This window comes from Streptomyces sp. SM18, from assembly GCF_002910775.2.
GTDB lineage: Bacteria > Actinomycetota > Actinomycetes > Streptomycetales > Streptomycetaceae > Streptomyces > Streptomyces halstedii.
The window spans coordinates 2,075,875-2,100,365 of record NZ_CP029342.1 but is presented as its reverse complement, the minus strand read 5'-3'; the positions used below and the strand labels follow the sequence as shown (position 1 = coordinate 2,100,365).

Below are 24,491 nucleotides of genomic sequence, written 5' to 3'. Positions count from 1 at the left end.
TCCGGGGCGCGCGGTCGGCTTCCCTGGCTTCCCGGGGCGGCTTCGCGGTCGGCTTCCCAGTCGGCTTCCCGGGCGGCGGGAGAGATCTTCGCGGGGTACGCGACAATGGGGGGATGACCACGTTCGCCCCCGCCCCCGCACCGCTCCGCATCGGCCCGCACACGGTGCTGCCGCCGGTGGTGCTGGCTCCGATGGCCGGCATCACCAACGCCCCGTTCCGCACCCTGTGCCGGGAGTTCTCCGGCGGCAAGGGGCTGTTCGTCAGCGAGATGATCACCACGCGGGCCCTGGTCGAGCGCAACGAGAAGACCATGCAGCTGATCCACTTCGACGCGAGCGAGACCCCCCGCTCCATCCAGCTGTACGGAGTGGACCCGGTCACCGTGGGCAAGGCCGTCCGGATGATCGTCGAGGAGGACCTCGCCGACCACATCGACCTGAACTTCGGCTGCCCCGTCCCCAAGGTCACCCGCAAGGGCGGCGGCTCCGCGCTCCCGTACAAGCGGCCGCTGTTCCGGGCGATCCTCAAGGAGGCCGTGGCGGGCGCGGGCGACCTCCCGGTCACCATCAAGATGCGCAAGGGCATCGACGACGACCACCTCACCTACCTGGACGCCGGGCGCATCGCCGTCGAGGAAGGCGTGAAGGCCGTCGCGCTGCACGGCAGGACCACCGCCCAGCACTACGGCGGCACCGCCGACTGGGAGGCCATCGCACGCCTCAAGGAGCACGTCCCGGAGATCCCCGTCCTCGGCAACGGCGACATCTGGAGCGCCGACGACGCGCTGCGGATGATGCGGGAGACCGGCTGCGACGGCGTGGTCGTCGGCCGGGGCTGCCTCGGCCGGCCCTGGATCTTCGGCGACCTGGTCAGCGCCTTCGAGGGCACCGGGGAGCGGCGGGCACCGACCCTGCGGGAGGTCGCGGACGTGATGCTGCGCCACGCCACGCTGCTGGGGGAGTGGATCGGTGACGAGAGCAGGGGCGTGATCGACTTCCGCAAGCACGTGGCCTGGTACCTCAAGGGCTTCGCGGTCGGCTCGCAGATGCGCCGGAACCTCGCGGTCACCTCGTCGCTGGAGGAGCTCGGCGCCCAGTTGCGCGAACTGGACCTGGACCAGCCGTGGCCGGACGGCGCCGACGGCCCGCGCGGACGCACCTCGGGCAACAACCGGGTGGCGCTCCCGGACGGCTGGCTGAAGGACCCGTACGACTGCGCGGGCGTCGGCGCCGAGGCCGAGCTGGACACCTCGGGCGGCTGAACGGCCCACCAGCGAGAGGCACGCAGTGCCCGCCACCAGAGCCCGCTCAGATGAGCGGGTTTTTGTGTGCGCTCCGGACGCGCGGCGCCGCGATGCGCGGAGGCCCGGCCCCTCCGGGGTGCCGCCCGAGGGGGAAACGTCACCCACCGGCACGGGATGCGTACCGGAGCGTGACCGGTGTGGGTGACGCGGGCGTCCGTATGGTGACATCTGAGCGTGCACCGGAGAGTGATTCTCGCCACCCTTGAGTGGGTGAAGGCTCAGATGAGCGCTCATTTGGTTGCTGCATTTCTCAAATGACGGCACTGGGTGCCAGTCACCCGTACTTTGATCGATCGACGCATCCGCTACCGCCCGTGGGTGGATGGGCGAGATCTCGCCACGCTCCGTGGTGATGACTTCGAGAGGTGAACGAGGGCCCGGGCCGGCCCGAATCGGCCCGTCACTTTCGATCTGCTGGCGGACGGGTGGTCAGGCCCCCATGACGCGCACGTGGGCGTACCCAGGCACCTTCGATCTGGGTATGTTCCTCGCCGTCAGGGCAGCCACCGCGTCCTCGAGGAGTCGAGACCCGTGTCGGAAAACAAAGATCCTCAGAAGTTCGTCTACGACTTCACCGAGGGCAACAAGGATCTGAAGGACCTCCTGGGCGGCAAGGGCGCCAACCTCGCCGAGATGACCAATCTCGGACTGCCGGTCCCTCCCGGCTTCACCATCACCACCGAGGCGTGCAAGGTCTACCTCGACAGCGGCGACGAGCCGGCCGCACTGCGCGGTGAGGTGAGTGCGCACCTCGCCGCGCTGGAACAGCGGATGGGCAAGAAGCTCGGCCAGGCCGACGACCCGCTGCTGGTCTCGGTGCGCTCCGGCGCCAAGTTCTCGATGCCCGGCATGATGGACACGGTCCTCAACATCGGCCTGTCCGACGCCTCGGTGGCCGGGCTCGCCACCCAGTCCGGCGACGAGCGCTTCGCCTGGGACTCCTACCGCCGTCTCATCCAGATGTTCGGCAAGACCGTCCTGGGTGTCGCGGGCGACCTCTTCGAGGAGGCGCTGGAGGCGGCGAAGGACGCCAAGGGCGTCACCGTCGACGTGGACCTGGACGCGGCCGACCTGAAGAAGCTGGTCAAGCAGTTCAAGAAGATCGTCGCCCGCGACGCCGGCCGGGACTTCCCGCAGGACCCCCGCGAACAGATGGACCTGGCCATAAAGGCGGTCTTCGACTCGTGGCACACCGACCGGGCCAAGCTCTACCGCCGCCAGGAGCGCATCCCGGGCGACCTCGGCACGGCCGTCAACGTCTGCTCGATGGTCTTCGGCAACCTCGGCCCCGACTCCGGTACGGGCGTCGCCTTCACCCGCGACCCGGCCAGCGGCCACCAGGGCGTCTACGGCGACTACCTCCAGAACGCCCAGGGCGAGGACGTCGTGGCCGGCATCCGCAACACCGTGCCGCTGGCGGAGCTGGAGTCGATCGACAAGAACTCCTACGACCAGCTGCTGAAGATCATGGAGACGCTGGAGACCCACTACAAGGATCTCTGCGACATCGAGTTCACCATCGAGCGCGGTCACCTCTGGATGCTCCAGACCCGCGTCGGCAAGCGCACCGCCGGTGCCGCCTTCCGGATCGCCACCCAGCTCGTCGACCAGGGCCTGATCGACGAGGCCGAGGCGCTCCAGCGGGTCAACGGCGCCCAGCTCGCGCAGCTGATGTTCCCCCGCTTCGACGACGAGGCCACCACGGTGCTGCTGGGCCGTGGCATCGCGGCGTCCCCGGGCGCGGCCGTCGGCAAGGCCGTCTTCGACTCGTACACCGCCGTCAAGTGGTCGCGGTCCGGCGAGAAGGTCATCCTGATCCGCCGTGAGACCAACCCCGACGACCTGGACGGCATGATCGCCGCCGAGGGCATCCTCACCTCGCGGGGCGGCAAGACCTCGCACGCCGCCGTCGTCGCCCGCGGCATGGGCAAGACCTGTGTCTGCGGCGCCGAGGAGATCGAGGTGGACACCAAGCGCCGCCGGCTGGCGGTCGGTGACACCGTGGTGGAGGAGGGCGACCTGGTCTCCGTGGACGGCTCCACCGGCAAGGTGTACCTCGGTGAGGTCCCCGTCGTGCCGTCCCCGGTCGTCGAGTACTTCGAAGGCCGCATGCACGCGGGCGCCGACGACGCCGACGAGCTGGTCGCCGCCGTGCACCGGATCATGGCGTACGCGGACCGGATGCGCCGGCTGCGGGTGCGGGCCAACGCGGACAACGCCGAGGACGCCCTGCGGGCCCGCCGCTTCGGCGCCCAGGGCATCGGGCTGTGCCGCACCGAGCACATGTTCCTCGGCGAGCGCCGGACGATGGTCGAGAAGCTGATCCTCGCCGACACCGACGCCGAGCGCGAGGCCGCGCTGGACACCCTGCTGCCCCTCCAGAAGGCCGACTTCGTCGAGCTGTTCGAGTCGATGGACGGGCTGCCCGTGACCGTACGGCTGCTCGACCCGCCGCTGCACGAGTTCCTGCCCGACATCACGGAGCTCTCCGTGCGCGTCGCGCTCGCGGAGTCCCGCAAGGACGCCAACGAGAACGACCTGCGCCTGCTCCAGGCCGTGCACAAGCTGCACGAGCAGAACCCGATGCTGGGCCTGCGCGGCGTCCGTCTCGGCCTGGTCATCCCGGGGCTGTTCGCCATGCAGGTCCGGGCGATCGCGGAGGCCGCCGCGCACCGGAAGAAGGCCAAGGGCGACCCGCGCGCCGAGATCATGATCCCGCTCGTCGGCACCGTCCAGGAGCTGGAGATCGTCCGCGAGGAGGCCGACCGGGTCGTCGCCGAGGTCGAGGCCGCCACGGGTACCGACCTGAGGCTGACCATCGGCACGATGATCGAGCTGCCCCGGGCCGCGCTGACGGCTGGTCAGATCGCCGAGGCCGCGCAGTTCTTCTCCTTCGGCACGAACGACCTCACCCAGACCGTGTGGGGTTTCTCCCGCGACGACGTGGAGGCCTCGTTCTTCACCGCGTACCTGGAGAAGGGGATCTTCGGGGTGTCGCCCTTCGAGACCATCGACAGGGACGGCGTCGGCTCGCTCGTGCGCAGTGCCGTGGCGGCCGGCCGGGCCACCCGCCCCGACCTGAAGCTCGGCGTCTGCGGCGAGCACGGCGGCGACCCGGAGTCGGTGCACTTCTTCCACGAGGCGGGCCTCGACTACGTCTCCTGCTCGCCGTTCCGTATCCCGGTCGCCCGGCTGGAAGCGGGCCGGGCCGCCGCCGTGTCGAAGGGCAGCGACAGCCGCTGAGCGTCCCGTCCGGCGGCCGGTGACCCGGCCGCCCTCATTCCGGGTCCGCCGACCGGCCGTCCCCACCCTCGCCGGGCCGGCGGCGGACCCGGAAATCCGGAAGCGGCGGCGCCCTGTGCGGGGGTGCCGCCGCTTCGTCATGCGGGGATGCCGCCGCTTCGTCATGTGAATACCGAACCATTCGGCGCCGTTACGTCTTTTCACCATTGGGCGAGCAAATCCGGTGCCCGGCGGACCAGGGTGCGGTCCATGGATCCCCACCCATGGACCGCACCCGGCCGGGAGGACCGGGCAGTACTGCCCGGCCCTCTCACCCCCATCGGGTACGGAGCCGCTCCGCCGTCACCTCCGCCGAACGGGCGAAGCCCCCCACGGCCCTCACTCGCTCTTTCGGTGACGCCGGAATCGCACCCGACGCCGTACAGCTTTTCGGGTGGCGACGGCGTGGGCGAGACGTTTCAACTCTGGCCGAAACCCCGTGGTGACCTCCTGTGACGATATGCATACCCTTTGATGGGGGAGATTGCGGTTGCAACAGTGGGGGTTCGGTGCTGCGTATCCATATGTCCGGGGTGGACCTTTCCAGGGTCCGGATGGCCACCAGGCCGGACGCAATGTGGGAAACCATTCTCAGTTTCCACCGGCTGCGGGACCGGCGGGGTTCCACGGTCTTCGGGAAATGGCGGACGGAATCCCGGGCCCGGTTGAATGGTGAAGCACGTCTGCTGTCCTCCGTCGTGCCACCTCGCGGCTATTTCCCGGACTTTCTGACGCCTTCTCGGGAAGGTACGGAGCCGTTCGGCCTCGACGCGGGAATGGAGGCGCTCCGCGACACCCCGGAGGACCGTTTCCGCGGGGAACTGGGGCTGCTGGCCCGGCACGCCCCGCGCCAGCGGCACCCGGGGGAAGCGCGGCCGGCCACCGCCCTGCTGGAGGCGCTCGCGGAGGGGCGCACCGAGCCGCTCGGCCGGCTCATCGGCACCCTGCGCGGCTACCACCGGGCCGCCGTGGAGCCGTACTGGGCGCACATCAGGGCCAGCGTGGAGGCGGACCGGGCGTTCCGGGGGCGGGCCCTGCTGGACGGCGGGGCCGAGGAGCTGCTGGCGACCCTGCCGTCCATGATCCGCTGGCGCCCGCCCGTGCTGGAGGCGGACTACCCGGTCGACCGTGAGCTACGGCTGGACGGGCGCGGACTGCTGCTCCAGCCGTCGTTCTTCTGCCGCGGCACCCCGGTGGTCTACCGCGACCCGGCCCTGCCGCCGGTCCTCGTCTACCCGGTCACCCACCCGGCGGCCCCGGCCTTCGCCGAGGCCGGGCCCTGGCTCGGCCGGCTGGTGGGCCACACCCGCTCGGCGGTCCTCCAGGCCGTGGGCCACGGCTGTACGACGAGCGAACTCGCCCTCAGGACCGGGGTGTCACTGGCCTCGGCCAGCCAGCACGCCTGCGTCCTGCGTGAGGCCGGACTCGTCATGAGCCTGCGGCACGGCAGCTCGGTCCTGCACACGCTCACCCCGCTCGGCGCCTCGCTGCTGAGGGGCGGGGCGCCGCTCGCCCTGTCCTGATACGGGATCCGGAGCGGGCGTGGGCCGGGGCGTCCGGAGGCCACAGCGTGGTGGCCGTACCGGGCGGCGCCCCGTTCGTACATGTGTTCCCGCGAGACCGATGAGTTCCGCCGGGCGCGACCGTCTACCTCCCGACAGCGCCGGAACGCGGCGCCGAGGAGCACATGACGTGCCAGGACGGAAGAATGGAACCATGACCATGCCACAGATGATCTTCGTGAACCTGCCGGTCAAGGACCTGGAGGTGTCGAAGGGCTTCTTCGGAAAGCTCGGCTTCGGCTTCAACCCGCACTTCAGCGACGAGACGACGGCCTGTCTGGTCATCAGCGACACCATCTTCGCCATGCTCATCACCGAGCCGCGCTTCAAGGAGTTCACCAAGAAGGAGATCGCCGACGCGGGGAAGACCACCGAGGTCCTCGTCGCCCTGAGCGCGGAGAGCCGCGCCCGGGTCGACGAGCTGGCCGACGCCGCGCTCGCCTCCGGCGGCTCCCCGGCCAACGACCCGATCGACATGGGCTTCATGTACGGCCGTTCGTTCCAGGACCCGGACCACCACATCTGGGAGGTCGTGTGGATGGACCCGGAGGCCGCCGCGAACGGCGGACAGGCCTGAGGACCGGGACGGCGGCGGGGTGAGCGGCACCGCCCCACCGCCGTCCGGGCACGGCCGGGGGACGGACGGCCCGCGCCGATCACGAGGGCCGTCCCGCGGGCACACCGGCCTCGCCGTCGTCCGGCCCCCGCGGGCCCCGCGACCAACTGGTTGGACGGGCCACCTGTCTCCTGCCTAGGGTCACCCCGTGCCCGACATATCGCTGACCACCCTCGTCCTCCTGTGCCTGGCCGCAGCCGTCGCGGGCTGGATCGACGCGGTGGTGGGCGGCGGCGGGCTGCTCCTGCTGCCCGCCCTGCTGCTCGGTCTGCCGCACACCCCGGCCGCCCATGTGCTCGGCACCAACAAGGCGGTCGCCATCGTCGGCACCACGGGCGCCGCCGTCACCTATGTGCGCAAGGCGCCGGTCCAGGTGGGCACCGCCGTGCGGATCGGGCTGACGGCCCTGGCCGGGTCGATGACCGGTGCCTTCTTCGCGGCCGGTATCAGCAGTGACGTCCTCCGCCCGGTGATCATGGTGGTCCTGCTGGCGGTCGCGGCCTTCGTACTGGCGCGGCCGTCCTTCGGTACGGCGGCGGCGGGCGACGGGTCACGGCGCCCGGTCACCCGGGCCCGGCTGGTCACCGCGATCGTGCTGGTCGGCGGCGGCATCGGCTTCTACGACGGGCTGTTCGGGCCGGGCACGGGCACCTTCCTCGTGCTGGCCCTGACAGCGGTGCTCCACCTCGATCTGGTCACGGCCTCGGCCACCGCCAAGATCGTGAACGTCTGCACCAACGGCGGTGCGCTGGCGATGTTCGCCTACCAGGGCACCGTGCTGTGGCAGCTGGCCGCGCTGATGGCCGTGTTCAACCTGGCGGGCGGCATGCTCGGCGCGCGGATGGCGCTCAGCCGGGGCACCGACTTCGTCCGTGGGGTCCTGCTCGTCGTGGTGTTCTCGCTGGTCGCCAAGCTCGGCTTCGACCAGTGGACGGCCTGACCGCTCCCGCCCCGGGGCCTCGGAGGTCACCGTCCCCCGGGGCCTCGGAGGTCACCGCACCCCGGTGAGGTGGGCGTACGCCACCACGTTGCCCAGGTAGCCCGTCTCGTCCGTGTAGCCGCCGCCGCAGGTGATCAGGCGCAGGGAGGCGTCCGGAGAGGGGCCGTAGACCCGTTCGTCGGGGAAGGCGTCGTTGGCGTACACCTCCACCGCGTCGACCGTGAAGACGGCTGTGCGGCCGTCCGTGCGGTCGATCTCGACCGCCGCCCCCTTCTTCAGGGAACCCAGGGCGTAGAAGACCGCGGGCCCCTCGGCGTTGTCGACGTGTCCGGCGACGATCGCGGTGCCCTTCGCACCGGGCGGGGTGCCGCCCCCGTACCAGCCCGCGAGGTTGGGGTCCCGGGCCGGTGGTACGTCGAGGCTGCCGTCCGCGCCCAGGCCGAGCCGGGTCAGGGGCGCGTCCACCTCGATGCGCGGGATGCGGATACGAACGGGCTCGGCGGCCCGCAGGGGTACGGCCACCGCGGAACCGGCGCGGGGCCCCGGGTCCGCCTCGAAGGCCTGCGCGGCGGACGGCTGGGGCGCGGCCGTCCGGTCCGCCGCACCACTCTGGACCAGCCAGAGCCCGCACAGCGCGACGACCCCCGCCGTCCAGGCCTTGGCGCCGAGCGTTCCACGGTCCATGTCCCGTCCTCGCCGGCCGGCCGCTCAGGCGCCCCGCGTGCCGTCCGCGCGGCTCCGGCGCACGAGCCACACACCGCCGACGGCGGCCGCGCCGAGGAGGCCGCCGCCCACCGCGAGCTGGGCACTGTCGGGGGCGGCGCTCCCGCCGACCCCCGTCCTGACATGGCCGGAGGGCCGGTCGGTGGGGGTGGTGGGCGCGGGCCGGGTCATCGGCGGCTCCGTGGGCGGCCGGCCCGGTCCGGGGTCGGTGCCCGGCGGGGGCACCGGCGGGGGACGGGTCCCGGGCTTCGCTCCCGGACTCGTCCCGGTGTCCGTCCCCGCGTCCGCCCCGCCGTTCGTTCCCGGGTTCGTCCCCGTGGGGGAGTCGCCCTCGTCGCCCGTACCGGACCAGGCGGACGATCCGGCGGCCAGTTCGGCGGCGGCCTCCTCGTCCAGCGCCTCCCCGTCGTCGCAGAAGGCCTCGGCGTCCTCGGCCGTGAAGGAGTCCAGGCACTCCCCGGCGTCCGGTGCGGCCGTCGCCGCGGTGAGCGCCGGCCCCCTGCCGAGTCCGTCCGCGTACGCGGAGGGCGCGGTGGTGAGGCCGAGCGCGGCGGCGGCGAGGGCCGCGGCGGCGGTACCGGTCACGAGGCGGGCGGGGCTGCGCATGGAAGTCCTCCGGGCAGACGGATGGGTCCTGCCTCCGAGACAACGGGCGCCGGGGGTCCGCCGCATGTTGACGGGCGGTCAGCTTTCACCCGAACGGCCCTGGGGGACGAGCCTTAAGTCATGATCCTTCGCAGGTCGCGGCCCTCGTGGAGGCCGTCCGACCAGGGAGGTGCCGATCGGGTGACGAACCCACCACTCAATGTGATGTACCTCACATGTGTGGCGGGACGTGGGACGGGAACACGGTAGACACCCCCCACGGGACGGCATCCCCCCGCCGCCCCACGGCGATCGCCCTCACCGGCTCACCCCCCCCGGGCCGGTGGGGGCGAAGTCATGCTCCGCCCGTGGCCGACCACACGATGTCCGGTGGGCGCACCCGGCCGCACCGCGGATGCCCCGCCTCGTCGCTCAGCCGCAGCCGGGCGGTGAGACGGCCGGTGCGGGCGGCGGCGGCGAGGACCTCCGGGCCGACGTCCGCCAGCATCAGCTTGGCGCGCCGGAACATGCTGAAGAGGCCTGTCGCGTCCACCGTCCCCCAGGACAGATAGACGAAGCGGCCGCCCAGCCGGTCCTGGACGTACGGCCCCGACACCTCGACGCCGTCCTCGGCGACCACGACCGCGCAGTCCAGGGTCCAGACGGCGGACGGGGCGTCGCCCGGGTGCAGGCCGTACAGCTCCCCGGGCCGGTCCTTGCGCTGCACGCCGACGTGGACGGAGTCGTACGCGGGGGAGCCGGGGCCGGGAGAGCAGCGGAGGCCCGGGAGTTCCGTCGCCTCGATACGGATCCGCAGGGCGCCATGGTCCGGCACGGTCACACCTCCGTCCGAGGCGCGTCCCCGTACGTCCGGTCCAGGTCCCTCATCAGCGCCTCGTCCACCGCGAAGGCCCGGTCGTCGATCCGGTGGACGGGCACGACGCCCCGCGAACTACAGACGAACACCGCCCGGTACGCGCCCAGCTCCTCCAGCGTCACCGGCCGCCGCACGCTCACCCGGCCGGTACGCGCCAGGCCGTCCTCCAGCAGCGCCATGGTGACCCCGGTCAGCGCGGGAGCATCCGGCCAGACCACCGAAGTGCCGTCCCAGAAACCGACGTTGGTCGTCGCCCCTTCGGTCACCACACCGCCCGTGGCCGTCAGCAGCGCCTCATCGAAGCCCGCCCGCAGGGCACGCAGCCGGTAGTACGTCTGCCCGAACTCGCCGGGCCGCTTCACCGGCGCCACCGCGCGCGCGTACGGGACGGACATCAGGGCCCATGGTCCCGGAGAGGGCCGGGCCGGTTCGCCCACCGTCACCATCACGGCGGTCTCCGGGCGGTCCGGCGGCGCGTACCCGTGCACCCGGACCGACGCGTCCCGTACGCCCGCGCCGTCGAGCGCGTGCCCGATCAGCGCGCGCACCCGGTCCCGGTCCAGAGAGACACCGAACAGCTCGCGGTTGGCCGCGTCCAGCCGGTCCAGGTGGAGGGAGAGGCCGCGTACCGCCCGGTCCCTGACCTGGAGGGCGGTGAAGTGGCCGAACCCGGCGAAGGCGGGGATCAGCAGATCCTCGGCGGTCGCGGGGCGGCCGTCCATCTCGACGTACGGCGGGAAGGCGGGAGTCGTCATGGGGCCACGGTAGGGGTGCCGGCCGTGGCCGATTCCCACGACCGCCCTCCGCCGCCGTCCGGGGAACGGCGGCGGGGCAGGGGCGAGGGCTGCGGCTACGGGTGTGGTGGTGTGAGGGGGTCAGCCGATGGCCGGAGCCCCGTCGGGGAGGTCGGCGGCGCCTTCGCAGTGTTCCACCTGCCGGGCGATCACCCGGGCGACGTCGGCCGCCAGCCCGGCGAGCGCCGCCTGCCTGGTGGTGTCCACGGTCTCGGGGACGCCTCCGATACCGACCGACACCTCCAGAAGATCCGTACGCCCCTTCGCGTACGGGCAGTCCACGAAAAGCTCGACCCTGCTGTGACTCTCGACGTACCCCCCGGCCGGTCCGAGCGAGAGGGGGATGTTGCCAGGCTTCGACGCGTCCCGTCGCACCCATTCCCGGTTGTATTGGGTCCTGGAGCCTGCTGTACCTGATCTCGAAGACTCTTCCGCCGCCGGACAGGTCACACATGCCCAGTCCTCTGGACACGTCCGGCGTGAAGTTGACGGCACGTTCTTCCTCGAACGGCTCGCCCTTCTCGGGCAGCAGGGCCTTCACATGGGTACTGGGTACGGCTTCCGCGCACACCCGGTCGGGTATGGACAGGGCCGGTTTCCGGTCCGGCAGGAAGAGGGCGACCGCCGCTCCGGCGACCACCAGGGCGCCTAGAGCGGCGAACACGATCTTCTTCCGTCTGGTGCCGCTCGTCGGCGTGGACGGCGCGTTGTTCCGCACGGTCTGGTCAGATCCCTGCCCGTTGGCGACCCATGGCGTAGCTCTCCTTGACATGACGGGCGGCGGTATCGGCTTGGCTCCGGGCGTTCTCCGGGTCGGTTTTGGCCGCGACGGCCGCCGTACTTCGTGACGATCCCCTGAGGGGGTCAGTCGAGGGTCGGGTCGTTCTCAGGGAGGTCCTCGGCGCCTTTGCACAGTTCGATGTCGCGGGTGACCGCGCGGGCGATGTCGGCCGCCAGCGCGGACAGTTCCGCCATGATCGCCGGGTCCTCGGTTTCGGGGCCACCTCCGATACCCACCGAGACTTCCATGAGGTTCATACGCTTGGGGTTCGGGCAGTCGACGAACAGCGCGGCGTTGTTACGAGTGACGAATCCCCCGGCCGCTCCCCACGTGATCGGGTGGTGGCCGGGCTTCGACGCGAGCCCCCGCACCCATTCGCGGTCGTACTCACGCTCCTGGATCCTGCTGTAACTGATCCCGAGCGTCCTCCCCCCGCCGGACAGTTCGCACTTGCCCAGGCCCTTCGGCGTCGCGCCGGTGAAGAAGTTGTAGGCTCGCTCCTCCTCGAAGGCCTCGCCCTTCTCGGGCAGCAGGGCCTTCACGTGGGTACTGGGTACGGCTTCCGCGCACACCCGGTCGGGTATGGAGAGGGCCGGCTTCTGGTCCGGCAGGAAGAGGGCGACCGCCGCTCCGGCGACCACCAGGGCGCCCAGAGCGGCGAACACGATCTTCTTCCGCCTGGTGTCGCTCGTCGGCGCCGCCGACGTGTCGGTACGCACGTTCACGTTCACCGGTCAACTCCCCGCCCGTTGGCGACCCATGGCGTAGCCCTCCTTGACATGACGGGCGGCGGCATCGGCCTGGCTCCGGGCGTTCTCCTGATCGAGCCCCACCGCGATGGCCGCCTCATACGTGACCGTGTACACGGCGTTTGACGAACTGGTCCGCTGGCTCTCCAGAAAGTCGCTCCGCTTCTGTGCCGCCTCGTCGCCGGAGTCACGGGTGTAGTGGTCCACGACCGCCTCCTTGATATCCCCGATGATCATCCCGGCGGCGTCCCCCGCGACGGGCAGCTTGGACAGCCCCATGTCGATCGCGCGGTCCGCCCACTTGTCCGCGAGAGCCAGGCCCTCGTTGAACTCCTCGTCGGACGCGATCTTGGCGTCGTAGACGGCCTGGGTACGAGACTCCGCCAGGATTCCCGCGATCTCGGCGCCTGGGGTGACGCAGTTTCCCACCTCCGACGCGAACTCCTCGTACTTCGCCTTGTCCTGGTAGGCGTCGTTGACCAGCTCGGTGGTGACCGCCTGCTGGGCAGTCATGATCGCCCCATAGGCATCGGGATCCTTGCCCACTGCGGCGATGAAGTCTTTCAACCGTCCGTCGTCCATGTCGGGATAGCCCAGGTTCGCGTTGCTGCCGTATGTTTCGATCGGGCGGGACCCGTTCATCGCGTCCTGTACGTCCCGCATGTACTCCGCAGTGATGTTGCCGAGGCTGTCGCTCAGCGGGGAATCGTCGAGCCGGTCGTGGTTCTTGCCGTACTCCGTGATGATCCGGTTGACGAGTTCCGCGCTGCCCGACGAGTGTTTCGGCGGTGTCGCGTCCGAGTCGTACGGCACACCGATCGTCGCCGATTCGAGGGCGTGCCCCATGGCGTCGTGTCCCAGCGGCTTGCCGTCCTCACCCGGTGGCCACTCGCGGGCGTTGTCGCCCTTGGCCACCAGGTAGTCCCAGTTGTCGAGCTTCTTGCCGTCGGCGGTGGTCGAGTCGTTGAAGAACTCCAGCGAGGCCTCCGGGTTGTGCCCGAGCCCCTCCATGAAGCCGGCGAAAGGATCGTTGGGCTCGTCCGTGGGCGGGTAGTGGAGGTTGGCCGTGTCCCGCCAGGCGACCGCCGGGTCACCGGGGTACTCGCGCTCGTACTTCAGCAGGCTGTTGCCGTAGTCGTGCAGGAATGCCTCGTCGAACGTGCCCTTGCCCATCAGGCTGCTCATGACCTGGTAGCCGTTGGGGCCCATCGGCAGCCCGTGGATCGGGAACGGCTTGTCGCCGGCCGCGATGACGTCGCGCTTCCAGGTCTCCATGGCCGGGCTGTCGCTGTGGGTCGCGGTGGCCAGCGTCATACTCAGGTTGTCCTGGACCTCGGCGAGGATCTTGGCCCGCTCACCCTCCACCGCGCCACCGGGCGGTGCCGCCATGTCACGCCAGAACTGGAGCGTCCCCTCGGCGCCCAGCGAGGTGGCGAACCGCTCGCTGAAGCCCGGGTTGTCGCGCTGGTTCCTGAGGGTCTCGTTGAAGCGTGCTATGTCCTTGTCGCTCCACTCCCCGGGGTCCGACTCCTGAGCCTTCTTCGCCCAGTAGTCGGCGTCCTCCCTGCCCTGCCGGTCGTCGGCCTCCTTGAGCCCGCCCGGACCGTCGCCGGAGAAGTCGTACTTGTTCTTCGCGAGCGCCCGCAGCGCCCGTGCGGCTATGCGGTCGGTCTCGCTCGCCTCCTGGAGCACCCGCTTCACCCGGCGCTCCGCCGCAGCGAGTTCCTCGTCGCTCGGCATGTGGATGTCACCATCGCCCGCCGCCGCGCCCGAGGGAACGGAGGCGACTGCCCCGCCCTTCGCGTTGATGAGGATGTTGCGTGTGGAGACGTCGTCGATGACCGTGCGCAGTGCCGCCTTGTGCTTCTTGAACGCGGCGCTGGCATCGCGAAGGATGCCGAGCACGCTCTTCGCCTGGGCGGCCACGTCCTGGAACTCGACGGCGGTCTTGGTGATGAACTCCTTGGAGATGGTGGCGTTGACGCCCTTCCAGTCGGCGGCGTTCGCCTGCGACCGGAGTGTCTTCGCGCTCGTCTCACCCCCGCCTCCGGTGGCCAGCGTGTCCAGCCTTCCGTGCATCGTCTCCCAGTCGGACACCGCGGTGTCCAGTGTGCCCAGACGCAGAGCGATGAGTTCGTTCGCCGTCATCGTTTCCGCCGACATGCCGTTGCCCAGCCCCCGTTGTTGTCGTCCATGACCGTGGAGAGAGTTACCTGATGTATTCGTTGATCTTCGACACGGACATCAGGTCGCCGTCCGCGTCCCTCATCCCCGTCCTGATCTGCACCTCGTCCTTGGCGTGCTGTGCGCGCGTGAAGTCGAAGTGGTTCGAGATGTGTGCGCACGCCTCCTTCAAGGTCTGGCTCTGCGTGTTCCACGCGTCGTGCAGCTCGGTTAGAGCGGACCCCATGTCGAGCCCGTCGTTGAACAGGTCGACCGACGCGGTGAACGTGCTGGGGCGGGCGAAGTCGCTGTCGGTGCCGAACTTCTGGCGCAACTCGAACGCCGTGTTGCCCATCTGCCCCAACTCGTCGTCGTGGACGACCAGGTCGTCACCGCCCCCGCCCCCGTTGTCGACCGCCTGGTTGAGCCGCATGTGGGCGGAACGCTTGTCCGCCGCGTCGCTCTTGAGCTGTTCCCACTCGTCCCATGCCACGTCGATACCCCCCCGTACGCCATTCGAACAGGCCGCGCCCTTTACTCGTACACGCTAGCAATGTGTGTGGGGGTGGAGGGCGGTGTGCGGGATCGGTGCAAGGTGTTCACATGCGTGCGGTGACTTCCGTCCGAAGTTGCCGCGCATCACGGTGTTCGCCCCTTTTGGGCCGCTGACACGGCCGCTGGTCGCACGGGTCAACACGCGGCGCTCGCACGGAAGCTGACGCGGCGACGGACAATCGTCGGGACACACACCGGCCGCACCGAGGAGAGACGGCATGACCGAGCCCGCATGGCTGAGCGTACTGACCACCACGGACAGCGAGGACAAGGCCCGGGAGCTCGCCCGGGGCGCGGTGGAGGCGCGACTCGCCGCCTGCGCGCAGGTCTCCGGGCCCGTCACCTCCGTCTACCGGTGGCAGGACGCCGTGGAGACCGCCCAGGAGTGGCAGGTGACGCTCAAGACGACGGCCCTGCGGTACGACGAACTGGAGGCCCACCTCATGGTCGCGCACGACTACGACACCCCGGAGGTCATCGCCACCCCCGTCGTGCGCGGCAGCGCCCGCTACCTGGCCTGGGTGGCGGCCGAGACGGCGCCCCCGGCCGCCCTGTGACCGAGGACGGCCTGCCGTTCTTCGTCTACGGGACGCTGCTCCCCGGCGAACGGAACCACGACCGCTTTCTCACCGGCCGTGTCCGAGGACAGTGCCCGGCGGTGCTGCCGGGCGCGCTCCTGTACCACGGTCCCGGGTATCCGTACGCCGTGGAGGGACCCGGCGAGGTGCGCGGCGCGCTCGTCACCGCCGCGCCGGGCGCGTACGGCGAACTGCTGGCGGTGCTGGACGAGTTGGAGGGCTACCTGGGCCCCGGCCACCCCCGCAACCTGTACGAACGGGTGGCCCGGCCCGTGGTCCCGCGCCCGGACGGCCCGCACCGCGCGGGCGACCGGGCCGACCCGGACGGCCCGGCCCGCCCGGTCCGGGCCTGGGTCTACCTCGCGGGCGCCGCCGTGACGCGCTCCCTGCGCACCGGTGGCACGCCCGTCCCCGGGGGCGACTGGCTCGCCCGGCACCCTCGCCCCGGACCGGGCACCCCGTGATCCCGGCCCTTGCCCGGGGCCTGGCACCGCCGCCCCGGACCCGGCGCCCCCGCCCCGGACCCGCCGCCCCATGACCCCCGCCCCCGCCCCGGACCGGGCACCCTCGCCCCGGACCGGGCGTCCCGTGAAACCCGGCCCCCGCCACGGACCGGGCGTCCCCGGCCCCCCGGCCCCTCAACCCGCCCCGTCCACCTCCGCGGGCCCGGCGGGTTCGGTCGCCAGCGCCTCGGCCACACTCGGCTCGTGGGGCCCGAGGGAGTGCGGATCCGGTTGGAACACCGTCGATCCCGGCCGACCCGCACAGGCGATGGCCCGCCGTGGGCGGAAGCCCTGGCTCACCAGCACGGCCCGGTCGACGCCGAAGATCTTCTTGGCCCGGACACAGGAGTCCCACGTGCCGAACCCGGCGTAGTCGCTGGCGATCCGTCCGTCGCGTTCCTCGACTCGGGGCAGCGTGACCACCAGCCCCGCCGTGCTTTCCGACCGGGGGGTGTGGCGGGGCTTTCGCTATGCCGGGACGAGCTCGGGCCGGACGGTCTCGCGTGCGCGCTCGTACAGAGCTTGGGCGTCATGGTTGCGGACGTGTGGACGAATGAGATTGAACATGTCCGTCATCCGTTTATCGATCCGGCCCGAGTTGACTAGCGGGTAATCGTCCAGTGCGAGCCCCCACGTCTTACACGCGGCTTCGAGATGCCCGACGGTCAGTTGCCGCTCGGCGAGGATCGCCCGTTCCTTGACGCGCGTACGTCTATAGATGCTGTACCGAAGCCGGTCGGATTCCTGCATGGCGGCAACCGCCCCTTGCGCGTCGCCCATTTCGAACCGCACTTGACTGGTGTGGTAATTGAGCGATGCGGGGTCATACGATCCGAACACCTTCCCTCGGGACTCTGCCTTGTCCATGGCAACTTCCGCTTCCTGCAAGTACATGCGCGCGGACCGCCGGTCTCCGGTCTGTGCGGCTGCATGCGCCTGCTGGCCGGCGAGAAAGGCGCGCATCCGTGGACCGGCGTGGGGGGAGGAAGCCGCCGCAGCATCCGCGAGCCGTACAGCCATGGGCCCGTGGCCTAGGTCTACCGCTTGCACGCTCATGCCCCGGAGCGTGGTGCAGAACGTGAGGTGATCTTCGGACGCTCCCGCAAGCTCCAGGGCTTTGAGGTAGTACCGCTGGGCGAGCCCGTGCAATCCCTCATCAACCGCCATGTACCCCGTGAGATAGCAGAGATCGGACGCTGCGGACATCATGGCTTTCCGTACGTCCTCGGGCCCGTCTGTCCGCAGGAAGGGGACGACGGTGTTTACCAAGAACGTGGCAGCAAGGGGGCGAGCGGTCCGGCCGCCGAACTGGTCATCCATCGATGAGAGCTGTTCCGTCATGGCAGAGACCGTGTGCACGTCAGACATGCCGATGCGGGTTCGGGTACCTGCCTGTGCGGCTTCCATACGCCCCACCACGTCGGGCCAGTCCGGAACAGTGAGGGCGACCGAGAACAGGGCGACGCCAAGCACGCTGCGGCGGGAAGGGGTCATGTCCAGCCTTCCAAGATCAATGATCCCGTCGACCGTGCTGGATGATGCCGCCCCCGTCACGCTCTCGGGGGCCGGGAAGCCGGTTTCCGCGTACGTGACGGGTCGCCCGAGCTTGCGGGCGAGCGCTTCCAAGATCAACGGCCGGGCATCATCGCGCGGCACGCTCCCGCTCAGCCACTGGTGAACGGAAGGCGCACAGTACTGCTTCGGGGTGCCGCGCTCGGTCCCGACTCGGTTGATCGCTTGCGCACACTGCCGCAGCGTCCATCCGGTCTCTCGGAAGAGTCGCTCTAGTCCTGTGTTCGGCTCCCTGGTGCCCATGGTCGTTCAACTCCCCATGCACGACTGCGTCAAGCGGCTTAACGCTCTTCATCCTTGTGCGCTTCCCAACAGTACCGCCGGGCGTGATCACGCGGTTGCCTAGAGCGAACACGAGAGTCCGCAGCGGAAGGGACATGGGCGAGTGAATGCAGAGCCGGAACCGCCCCCCGTGGGTGTGCTGATGGTGGACACGAGCCGTAGCCGCATCGGGGAATTCCGAGGGGTCGCCGGCTCGTACTGGTCCCTGCGGCCCCTCGGGGGCGGTACCGAGTGGGAAGCCGAGCCGAATCACGTCCGCCCGGCGGACCCCATAGAGCGTCTGTGTGCGAGAACTGCCCGCGCGAATGCACAGAGCCGGGGGGAAGTGCTGTGACCCGATTACGCGTATGGCTCACCCTCGCTGTGGGACCGCGGAGATGCGGTTACGGACCCGCTTCCTTCGGATCACGGAGGCGCTCACCCCGCAGAGGCACCGAGCGGCCGAGCTGGACCGCATCGAGTTGGACCCCGCGTGCGGTCACGCACGCCGAGCGGGACGCACCTGCCGAGCTTCGGTTTCGGGCCGAGGACGACGAGCACCAGGGCGACGCGTCGCACCAGCTCAGCGGGGGTCCCCCGTACGAGTTCCTTGCACATGACGACGACACCTGTGGTACGCGCTCACCGCGCACGCCCTGGTTCTTCCGTCATCCGCCGTGCGCCCGGTGTGCTCGCCCATGCGCGGCCCACACAAGCCCCTGTCCGACTACCACCTGGGCACGCACGGCGGTAGTCGGACGGGCCCAAGCACAGACCAGCAAGACGACACGGAGGGAACACCACATGACCTCGCTCGTTGAGCCCCCCACCCGCGAACCGGTGGCCGGTATCCAGTCTCTTGAACTGGAGATCACAGGGAAATGCCAACTCACCTGCACGCACTGTCTGTCTGAGTCCAGCCCGCAAGCGTCCCACGGCACCATGACGCCCGAGGACTGGCGGGGGGTCATCGTGGACGCCGCCGGGCTCGGTATCCGTACCATCCAGCTCATCGGGGGCGAGCCGACCGTTCACCCGCAGTGGCGGGAGTTCGCCGAACTCGGGCTCTCACTCGGGCTGCATGTGGAGGTGTATTCCAACCTGTTCACAGTCAAGCCCGCGTGGTGGGAGCTGTTCCAGCGGGAGGGGCTCATCCTCGGGACGAGCTATTACAGCGATGACCCCGAGGAACACGACCGGATCACGGGCAAGACCGGAAGCTACGTCCGCGCCCGGTGCAACATCCGCGAAGCCGTGAACCGAGGGATCACGGTCAGGGCTGGAATCGTGGACATCCTGCCGGGGCAGCGCGTCGCCGAAGCCCGCGCCGAGCTGGAATCCATGGGGGTGAGGCACATCAACACCGACCGAGCGCGAGCGGTGGGGCGTGCCGCGCTGCCGGGGCAGGCGCCCAACCTCGCCGAGATGTGCGGGCGGTGTACGCGCGGACGGGCTGCCGTGCTGCCGAACGGTGATCTCGCCGGCTGCGTGCTCTCGCGGGACTTCCCGGCGGGCAACGTGCGGAACACGCGGCTTGCCGATCTGTTCGGGGGACCACGGTGGGCGGAGCTGTCCGCGAGCATCCCCGTCCCGCGTGCCGCGTGCACTCCGAACGACTCGGGCGACTGCGACCCTGCCAGTACCGAAGCGTGTGACCCCGCGTACTGATGACTGGAAGGCTCGGCAACATGGATTGGGACAAGACGGCGGGCAGGCTCGCCGACCGGGTGACGGACCCGGATTCCCGGTGGCTCGCCCCGGTCGCCCGGGTGCCCCGTCATGAACTGGTCCCGCGCTGGTGGGACGTGGACAGCTCGGGCACGTGGATTCTCCGCGACGGGGCAAGCGACCCGGAAGCATGGGTCGAATCCGCCTATGCGGACCGGTCGTTGGTCACCAGGGTCGGCAGGCTGCACGCCGACCATGCGAACCCCGGTGACCGTCCCGAGGGGCTGCCCACGTCATCCGCCACGCTGCCGAGTCTGGTGGTTCGGATGCTCCGACACGCGCGGCTCGGCGACGGGTTGCCGTTGCTCGACTTGGGCACCGGAGCCGGCGGGCTCACCGCGTACGCGTCCGACCGATTCGGAGCCGAGAACGTGACGAGCTTGGACGTGGACGCGTACGTGACCAGCGCGGCAGGTGAACGGCTCGCGTCCATGGGCTATCACCCTCGGTTCGTCACCGCGGATGCGACCGAACACGTCCCCGGCACGTACGAGCGCATTGTGTCCACGGTGGGGCTTCCTGCCGGTCCTGGGCTCCGTCCGGCCCTCGCCGCACTGGAACCCGGCGGAAGGATCGCAACCACCATCGGGCGAACCTGCCTGATCATCACGGGGTGGAAGCACGAGGACGGGGACGTGTTCGGACAGGTGGAACGGGACATGGCGGGGTTCATGCTCACCCGTTCCGGCGACGACTACCCGCCCGCCCTCGCCGAGCTGTTCGCCCTCGCCCGGAGCGCGGAAGGGGACGAGCGCAGTACGGGCCGCTATCCCGTGGTGGACGTGGCCGAAGCGTGGGAACTCCGGTCCATGCTGGAAGTCACGGCACCAGGCGTAGAACTCGGATACGAGACTCACGGCCGAGCCCGTACCGCCTTCCTGGTCCACCCGGACGGTTCATGGGCGCGAGCGTCCGCCGAATGGACCGACCCGCCGGAAGTCCACCAAGGCGGACCGCGACGGCTCTGGACGGCTTTGGAACGCATCCGAAACCGTCTGAACGCCGAGGGCTCGTTGCCGCTGCTCGGCGCGCGGGTCCGCATCACACCCGATGGCGTGTGCCACCTCTCCCGCGGGAAGTGGCGCGCTTCCATGGGTGACCCCTGAGCCCCGTCCGCTCGTCTGACACCCCCGAGTCGGACGGGCGACCGGGCTGACCCGGCCCGTCCGGTCTGGTCCTTGGCGCCCCCGCCGCCCCATGACCCCCGCCCCCGCCCCGGACCGGGCACCCCTGCCCCCGGTCCCTCAACCCGCCCCGTCCACCCCCGCGGGCCCGGCGGGCTCGGTCGCCGCCAGTGCCTCGGCCACGCCCGGCTCGTGGGGCCCGAGGAAGTGCGGATCCGGGCGGAACACCAGGTCCAGGGCCGCCTTTCCCGCCGCGAACACCTCCCGGGTGCCGCCGTAGTACCAGGTCGCGTCGTGGACGGCGTCGACCCCGACCCCGTACGCGTCGATCCCGGCCGACCTGCACAGGGCGATGGCACGCCGGATGTGGAAGCCCTGGCTCACCAGCACCGCCCGGTCGACGCCGAAGATCTTCTTGGCCCGGACACAGGAGTCCCATGTGTCGAACCCGGCGTAGTCGCTGACGATCCGCCCGTCCGGCACGCCGTGCTCGGTGAGATAGGTGCGCATGGCGTCCGGTTCGTCGTACTCCACACGGCTGTTGTCCCCGGTGACCAGCACCACCCTCACCTTGCCGGTGCGGTACAGCTCGGCCGCCGCGTCCAGCCGGTGTGCGAGGTACGGCGAGGGTCTGCCCTGCCACAGCCCCGCGCCGAACACCACGGCGACCTGCTGGGCCGGCGCGTCGGCCGTGGTGCGCACCCGGGCGTCGGCCACCAGGTGCAGCCAGGTCGCGGGCAGCAGGGCCGCCACACAGGCGAGCACCGCGGACCGCACCAGCCACCGCCGGCCCCGCCGGGTCCGCGGCAGCCGGGGCCGCAGAGCCCTCAGCCGTCCCGCGACCGCCGGTCTCCGCCACGTCACCGACCCCATACCGTGCCCCCTCATGTCCACCGATGCCTCAGGGACAGGGACGGGCAGGGCACGGAAAAGGTTCGCCACCGGCCGTGTGACCGACGCCGCACCCCGGGCCGGAGCACGGCCCGCGCCCCTGCGGCTGCGCCGCCCGCCACGGGAAGGCCGTTACTGTCGGGTCCATGGACGGTACGTACGACACCCGGGACATCCAGGAGCACGGCGCCGCGGAGCACGGCGCCGTCTCCTACCGCGCCGAGGACACCGAACGCTGGGACGCCGAGGCCGACAAACGGCCCGACCGCACCGCGTTCCAGCGCGACCGCGCCCGGGTGCTGCACTCCGCCGCCTTGCGCAGGCTCGCCGGCAAGACCCAGGTGGTCACCCCCGGCACCCGGGGCACGGCCTGGGACGCCAGCCCCCGCACCCGGCTCACCCACTCCCTGGAGTGCGCCCAGGTCGGCCGGGAACTCGGGGCCGCGCTCGGCTGCGACCCCGACCTCGTCGAGACCGCCTGCCTCTCCCACGACATGGGCCACCCGCCCTTCGGGCACAACGGCGAACAGGCGCTCAACGACTTCGCGTCCGACTGCGGCGGCTTCGAGGGCAACGCCCAGTCGTTGCGCCTGCTGACCCGGCTGGAACCCAAGCGGTTCGTCCGCGATCCCCGCGGCGGCGAACTCGTCAGCGTCGGCCTCAACCTGACCCGCGCCGCCCTGGACGCCGCCACCAAGTACCCCTGGCTCCGCGCCGGGCACCCGAGCGACCCGGACTCGCCCAAGTTCGGGGTGTACGAGGACGACCTGCCGGTCTTCGCGTGGGTCCGCGAGGGCGCCCCGGAGGGACGTACCTGCTTCGAGGCCCAGGTGATGGACTGGTCCGACGACGTGGCGTACTCCGTGCACGACTTCGAGGACGGGCTGCACGCAGGGCACATCGACCCGGCCCTGCTCCTCGACGACACGGAGCGCGAGGAGATCTGGGGCGTCGCCGTCGGGCGGTACGTCCCCGCCGACACCGACCCGGCGGAGCTGGCCGACGCCCTGGACCGGCTCGTCGCCCAGGAGTGGTGGCCGCACGGCTACGACGGCACCGCGGTCGCCCAGGCCGGACTCAAGAACGCCACGAGCCAGCTCATCGGCCGCTTCTGCCAGGCCGCCGAGACGGCCACCCGTCAGGTGTACGGCCCCGGCCCGCTCACCCGGTACGGTGCCGAACTGGTCGTCCCCGCCCACGTCCGCGACGAGTGCGCCGTGCTCAAGGCCGTCGCCGACCGCTACGTCATGCAGCGCGCCGAGCAGGAGGTGCTCCGCGCCGACCAGCGGATCGTCATCGCCGAACTCGCCGCCGCGCTCACCGCCCGCGCGCCGGACGGCCTGGAGCCCCAGTTCCGCGCGCTGTTCACCGCGGCACCCGACGACCGGGCACGCAAACGGGTCCTCGTCGACCAGATCGCCGCCCTCACGGACGCCTCGGCCCGCACCCTGCACCGGTCGCTCACCGGCACCCGGCAGACTGGAACATGACCGGGTCACATGACCCGGGGCACCGGCGACGGGCCCCGGACGTGACCTGATCGGGGCACACCCCCTTTCGCCATCACGCCGCGTGCGGGACGCTCGCGGGTGGTGGCGCCGCGCAGCACAGCACCGAGGAGGCTTCAAGTGGTCGACGCAAACCGGACGTTCGTCATCGTCGGCGGTGGACTGGCAGGAGCGAAGGCGGCCGAGACACTCCGCGAGGAAGGGTTCACGGGCCGCGTGATCCTGATCGGCGACGAGCGCGACCATCCGTACGAACGGCCGCCCCTGTCCAAGGGGTACCTGACCGGCAAGGAGGAGCGGGACGGCGTCTTCGTCCACGAGACGGCCTGGTACGCGCGCGCCGACGTCGAGCTCCACCTCGGCCAGGTGGTCACCTCCATCGACCGGGCCGGCCGCTCGGTGCAGCTCGGTGACAACACCGTCGTCCACTACGACAAGCTGCTCCTGGCCACCGGTGCCGAACCGCGCCGCCTCGACATCCCCGGCACCGACCTGGTCGGCGTCCACCACCTGCGCCGGCTCGCCCACGCCGACCGGCTGCGCCACGTGCTCTCCGCCCTCGGCCGCGACAACGGCCACCTGGTGATCGCGGGCGGCGGCTGGATCGGCCTGGAGGTCGCCGCGGCCGCCCGGGGATACGGCGCCGAGGTCACCGTCGTCGAGCCCGCCGCCACCCCGCTGCACCACGTCATCGGCCCCGAGCTGGGCCAGATCTTCACCGATCTGCACACCGCGCACGGCGTCCGCTTCCACTTCGGCGCCCGCCTCACCGAGATCACCGGCCAGGACGGCCTGGTCCTCGCCGCCCGTACCGACACCGGGGAGGAGCACCCCGCGCACGACGTGCTCGCCGCGATCGGCGCCGCCCCGCGCACCGCGCTCGCGGAGGCCGCCGGGCTCGACATGGCCGCCCCGGAGCACGGCGGCGGGGTCGCCGTGGACACCTCGCTGCGCACCTCGGACCCGCACATCTTCGCCGCCGGGGACATCGCGTCCGTGGAACACCCGCTGTTCGGCACCCGGCTGCGCGTCGAGCACTGGGCGAACGCCCTGAACGGCGGCCCGGCCGCCGCCCGCGCCATGCTCGGCCAGGACGTGGTGTACGACCGGGTGCCGTACTTCTTCTCCGACCAGTACGACCTCGGCCTGGAGTACTCGGGCTGGGCGCCGCCGGGCTCGTACGACCAGGTGGTGATCCGCGGGGACGCCGGCAAGCGGGAGTTCATCGCGTTCTGGCTGAAGGACCGGCGGGTGCTCGCCGGGATGAACGTGAATGTGTGGGATGTCACCGAGAACATCCAGCGCCTCATCAGCGGCGGCCGGGAGACGGACCCCGAGGCCCTGGGCGACCCGTCGGTGCCGCTGGAGTCCCTGGTCTGAGCGCCGCCCGGAGCC

The 24,491-nt window shown here is 71.0% G+C and carries 22 protein-coding genes and 1 pseudogene; 12 read left to right on the top strand and 11 right to left on the bottom strand.

What is annotated here, in order from left to right:
* The first annotated feature begins 113 nt into the window (after window positions 1-113).
* The 5 genes from dusB (at window position 114) to B9S64_RS09390 (ending at window position 7,704) form a co-directional block, all read left to right on the top strand.
* On the top strand, window positions 114-1,262 hold the full coding sequence (gene dusB, locus B9S64_RS09410; protein ID WP_103490100.1) for a tRNA dihydrouridine synthase DusB: 1,149 nt from the start codon (window positions 114-116) through the stop codon (window positions 1,260-1,262).
* A 573-nt stretch (window positions 1,263-1,835) separates the two neighbouring features.
* Window positions 1,836-4,547 (top strand): pyruvate, phosphate dikinase, encoded by a 2,712-nt coding sequence (gene ppdK / locus B9S64_RS09405; protein ID WP_103490099.1) that lies wholly within the window; start codon window positions 1,836-1,838, stop codon window positions 4,545-4,547.
* Window positions 4,548-5,095: 548 nt separating this feature from the next.
* Window positions 5,096-6,109, top strand: a complete 1,014-nt coding sequence (locus B9S64_RS09400) for a helix-turn-helix transcriptional regulator (RefSeq protein ID WP_103490098.1) — start codon at window positions 5,096-5,098, stop codon at window positions 6,107-6,109.
* A 199-nt stretch (window positions 6,110-6,308) separates the two neighbouring features.
* On the top strand, window positions 6,309-6,725 hold the full coding sequence (locus tag B9S64_RS09395; protein ID WP_181012202.1) for a VOC family protein: 417 nt from the start codon (window positions 6,309-6,311) through the stop codon (window positions 6,723-6,725).
* Between the two features lie 187 nt (window positions 6,726-6,912).
* Window positions 6,913-7,704: a TSUP family transporter gene (locus B9S64_RS09390; protein WP_103490096.1), complete on the top strand. Its 792-nt coding sequence runs from the start codon at window positions 6,913-6,915 to the stop codon at window positions 7,702-7,704.
* A gap of 51 nt (window positions 7,705-7,755) precedes the next feature.
* Here B9S64_RS09390 and B9S64_RS09385 read toward each other — a convergent pair whose 3' ends face one another.
* The 8 genes from B9S64_RS09385 to B9S64_RS09350 form a co-directional block, all read right to left on the bottom strand.
* Window positions 7,756-8,388, bottom strand: a complete 633-nt coding sequence (locus B9S64_RS09385) for a class F sortase (RefSeq protein WP_103490095.1) — start codon at window positions 8,386-8,388, stop codon at window positions 7,756-7,758.
* 24 nt (window positions 8,389-8,412) lie between these two features.
* Window positions 8,413-9,033 (bottom strand): hypothetical protein, encoded by a 621-nt coding sequence (locus tag B9S64_RS09380; protein WP_109492018.1) that lies wholly within the window; start codon window positions 9,031-9,033, stop codon window positions 8,413-8,415.
* A 334-nt stretch (window positions 9,034-9,367) separates the two neighbouring features.
* Entirely contained in the window at window positions 9,368-9,853 is a 486-nt protein-coding gene (locus B9S64_RS09375; protein ID WP_103490064.1) for a DUF5990 family protein, read from the bottom strand.
* A complete protein-coding gene (locus B9S64_RS09370) occupies window positions 9,850-10,644 on the bottom strand; it encodes an aminotransferase class IV (protein WP_103490070.1) in 795 nt (264 codons plus the stop codon). Before B9S64_RS09370 ends, B9S64_RS09375 begins: the two co-directional genes overlap by 4 nt.
* 120 nt (window positions 10,645-10,764) lie before the next feature.
* Window positions 10,765-11,058, bottom strand: coding sequence for a hypothetical protein (locus B9S64_RS09365; RefSeq protein ID WP_103490065.1), 294 nt, complete (start codon window positions 11,056-11,058; stop codon window positions 10,765-10,767).
* 489 nt (window positions 11,059-11,547) lie between these two features.
* Entirely contained in the window at window positions 11,548-12,195 is a 648-nt protein-coding gene (locus B9S64_RS09360) for a hypothetical protein (RefSeq protein ID WP_103490066.1), read from the bottom strand.
* 3 nt (window positions 12,196-12,198) lie between these two features.
* Window positions 12,199-14,361, bottom strand: a complete 2,163-nt coding sequence (locus B9S64_RS09355; protein WP_103490067.1) for a hypothetical protein — start codon at window positions 14,359-14,361, stop codon at window positions 12,199-12,201.
* Window positions 14,362-14,422: 61 nt separating this feature from the next.
* Window positions 14,423-14,869 (bottom strand): hypothetical protein, encoded by a 447-nt coding sequence (locus tag B9S64_RS09350; protein WP_103490068.1) that lies wholly within the window; start codon window positions 14,867-14,869, stop codon window positions 14,423-14,425.
* Window positions 14,870-15,149: 280 nt separating this feature from the next.
* Between B9S64_RS09350 and cutA the strand changes: the two genes are divergently transcribed.
* Window positions 15,150-15,488 (top strand): divalent-cation tolerance protein CutA, encoded by a 339-nt coding sequence (gene cutA, locus B9S64_RS09345; RefSeq protein WP_028439804.1) that lies wholly within the window; start codon window positions 15,150-15,152, stop codon window positions 15,486-15,488.
* Window positions 15,485-15,973, top strand: a complete 489-nt coding sequence (locus B9S64_RS09340; RefSeq protein ID WP_109492017.1) for a gamma-glutamylcyclotransferase family protein — start codon at window positions 15,485-15,487, stop codon at window positions 15,971-15,973. Before cutA ends, B9S64_RS09340 begins: the two co-directional genes overlap by 4 nt.
* A 174-nt stretch (window positions 15,974-16,147) precedes the next feature.
* Here B9S64_RS09340 and B9S64_RS09335 read toward each other — a convergent pair.
* Window positions 16,148-16,405, bottom strand: a pseudogene (locus tag B9S64_RS09335) (hypothetical protein); the annotation flags it as partial.
* Window positions 16,406-16,480: 75 nt separating this feature from the next.
* Window positions 16,481-17,827: a transcriptional regulator gene (locus B9S64_RS09330; RefSeq protein ID WP_103488418.1), complete on the bottom strand. Its 1,347-nt coding sequence runs from the start codon at window positions 17,825-17,827 to the stop codon at window positions 16,481-16,483.
* Between the two features lie 181 nt (window positions 17,828-18,008).
* Between B9S64_RS09330 and B9S64_RS34950 the strand changes: the two genes are divergently transcribed.
* From B9S64_RS34950 to B9S64_RS09315, 3 genes are all read left to right on the top strand, one after another.
* Window positions 18,009-18,200, top strand: a complete 192-nt coding sequence (locus B9S64_RS34950; protein WP_258037651.1) for a hypothetical protein — start codon at window positions 18,009-18,011, stop codon at window positions 18,198-18,200.
* Window positions 18,201-18,649: 449 nt separating this feature from the next.
* On the top strand, window positions 18,650-19,513 hold the full coding sequence (locus tag B9S64_RS09320) for a radical SAM/SPASM domain-containing protein (RefSeq protein ID WP_103488420.1): 864 nt from the start codon (window positions 18,650-18,652) through the stop codon (window positions 19,511-19,513).
* Window positions 19,514-19,533: 20 nt separating this feature from the next.
* Window positions 19,534-20,679 carry a methyltransferase domain-containing protein gene (locus B9S64_RS09315; protein ID WP_103488421.1) on the top strand — a complete coding sequence of 382 codons (1,146 nt, stop codon included), beginning with the start codon at window positions 19,534-19,536 and terminating at the stop codon, window positions 20,677-20,679.
* 138 nt (window positions 20,680-20,817) lie between these two features.
* Here B9S64_RS09315 and B9S64_RS09310 read toward each other — a convergent pair whose 3' ends face one another.
* The gene (locus B9S64_RS09310) at window positions 20,818-21,570 is read right to left on the bottom strand and encodes a vancomycin high temperature exclusion protein (RefSeq protein WP_103488422.1); all 753 of its coding nucleotides are present in this window, start codon (window positions 21,568-21,570) and stop codon (window positions 20,818-20,820) included.
* A 164-nt stretch (window positions 21,571-21,734) separates the two neighbouring features.
* On the opposite strand from B9S64_RS09310, the gene B9S64_RS09305 reads away from it, so the two are divergent.
* Together B9S64_RS09305 and B9S64_RS09300 are read left to right on the top strand one after the other, a co-directional pair.
* The gene (locus tag B9S64_RS09305) at window positions 21,735-23,078 is read left to right on the top strand and encodes a deoxyguanosinetriphosphate triphosphohydrolase (RefSeq protein WP_103488423.1); all 1,344 of its coding nucleotides are present in this window, start codon (window positions 21,735-21,737) and stop codon (window positions 23,076-23,078) included.
* 138 nt (window positions 23,079-23,216) lie between these two features.
* Window positions 23,217-24,476: an NAD(P)/FAD-dependent oxidoreductase gene (locus tag B9S64_RS09300; RefSeq protein ID WP_103488424.1), complete on the top strand. Its 1,260-nt coding sequence runs from the start codon at window positions 23,217-23,219 to the stop codon at window positions 24,474-24,476.
* Window positions 24,477-24,491: the final 15 nt, after the last annotated feature.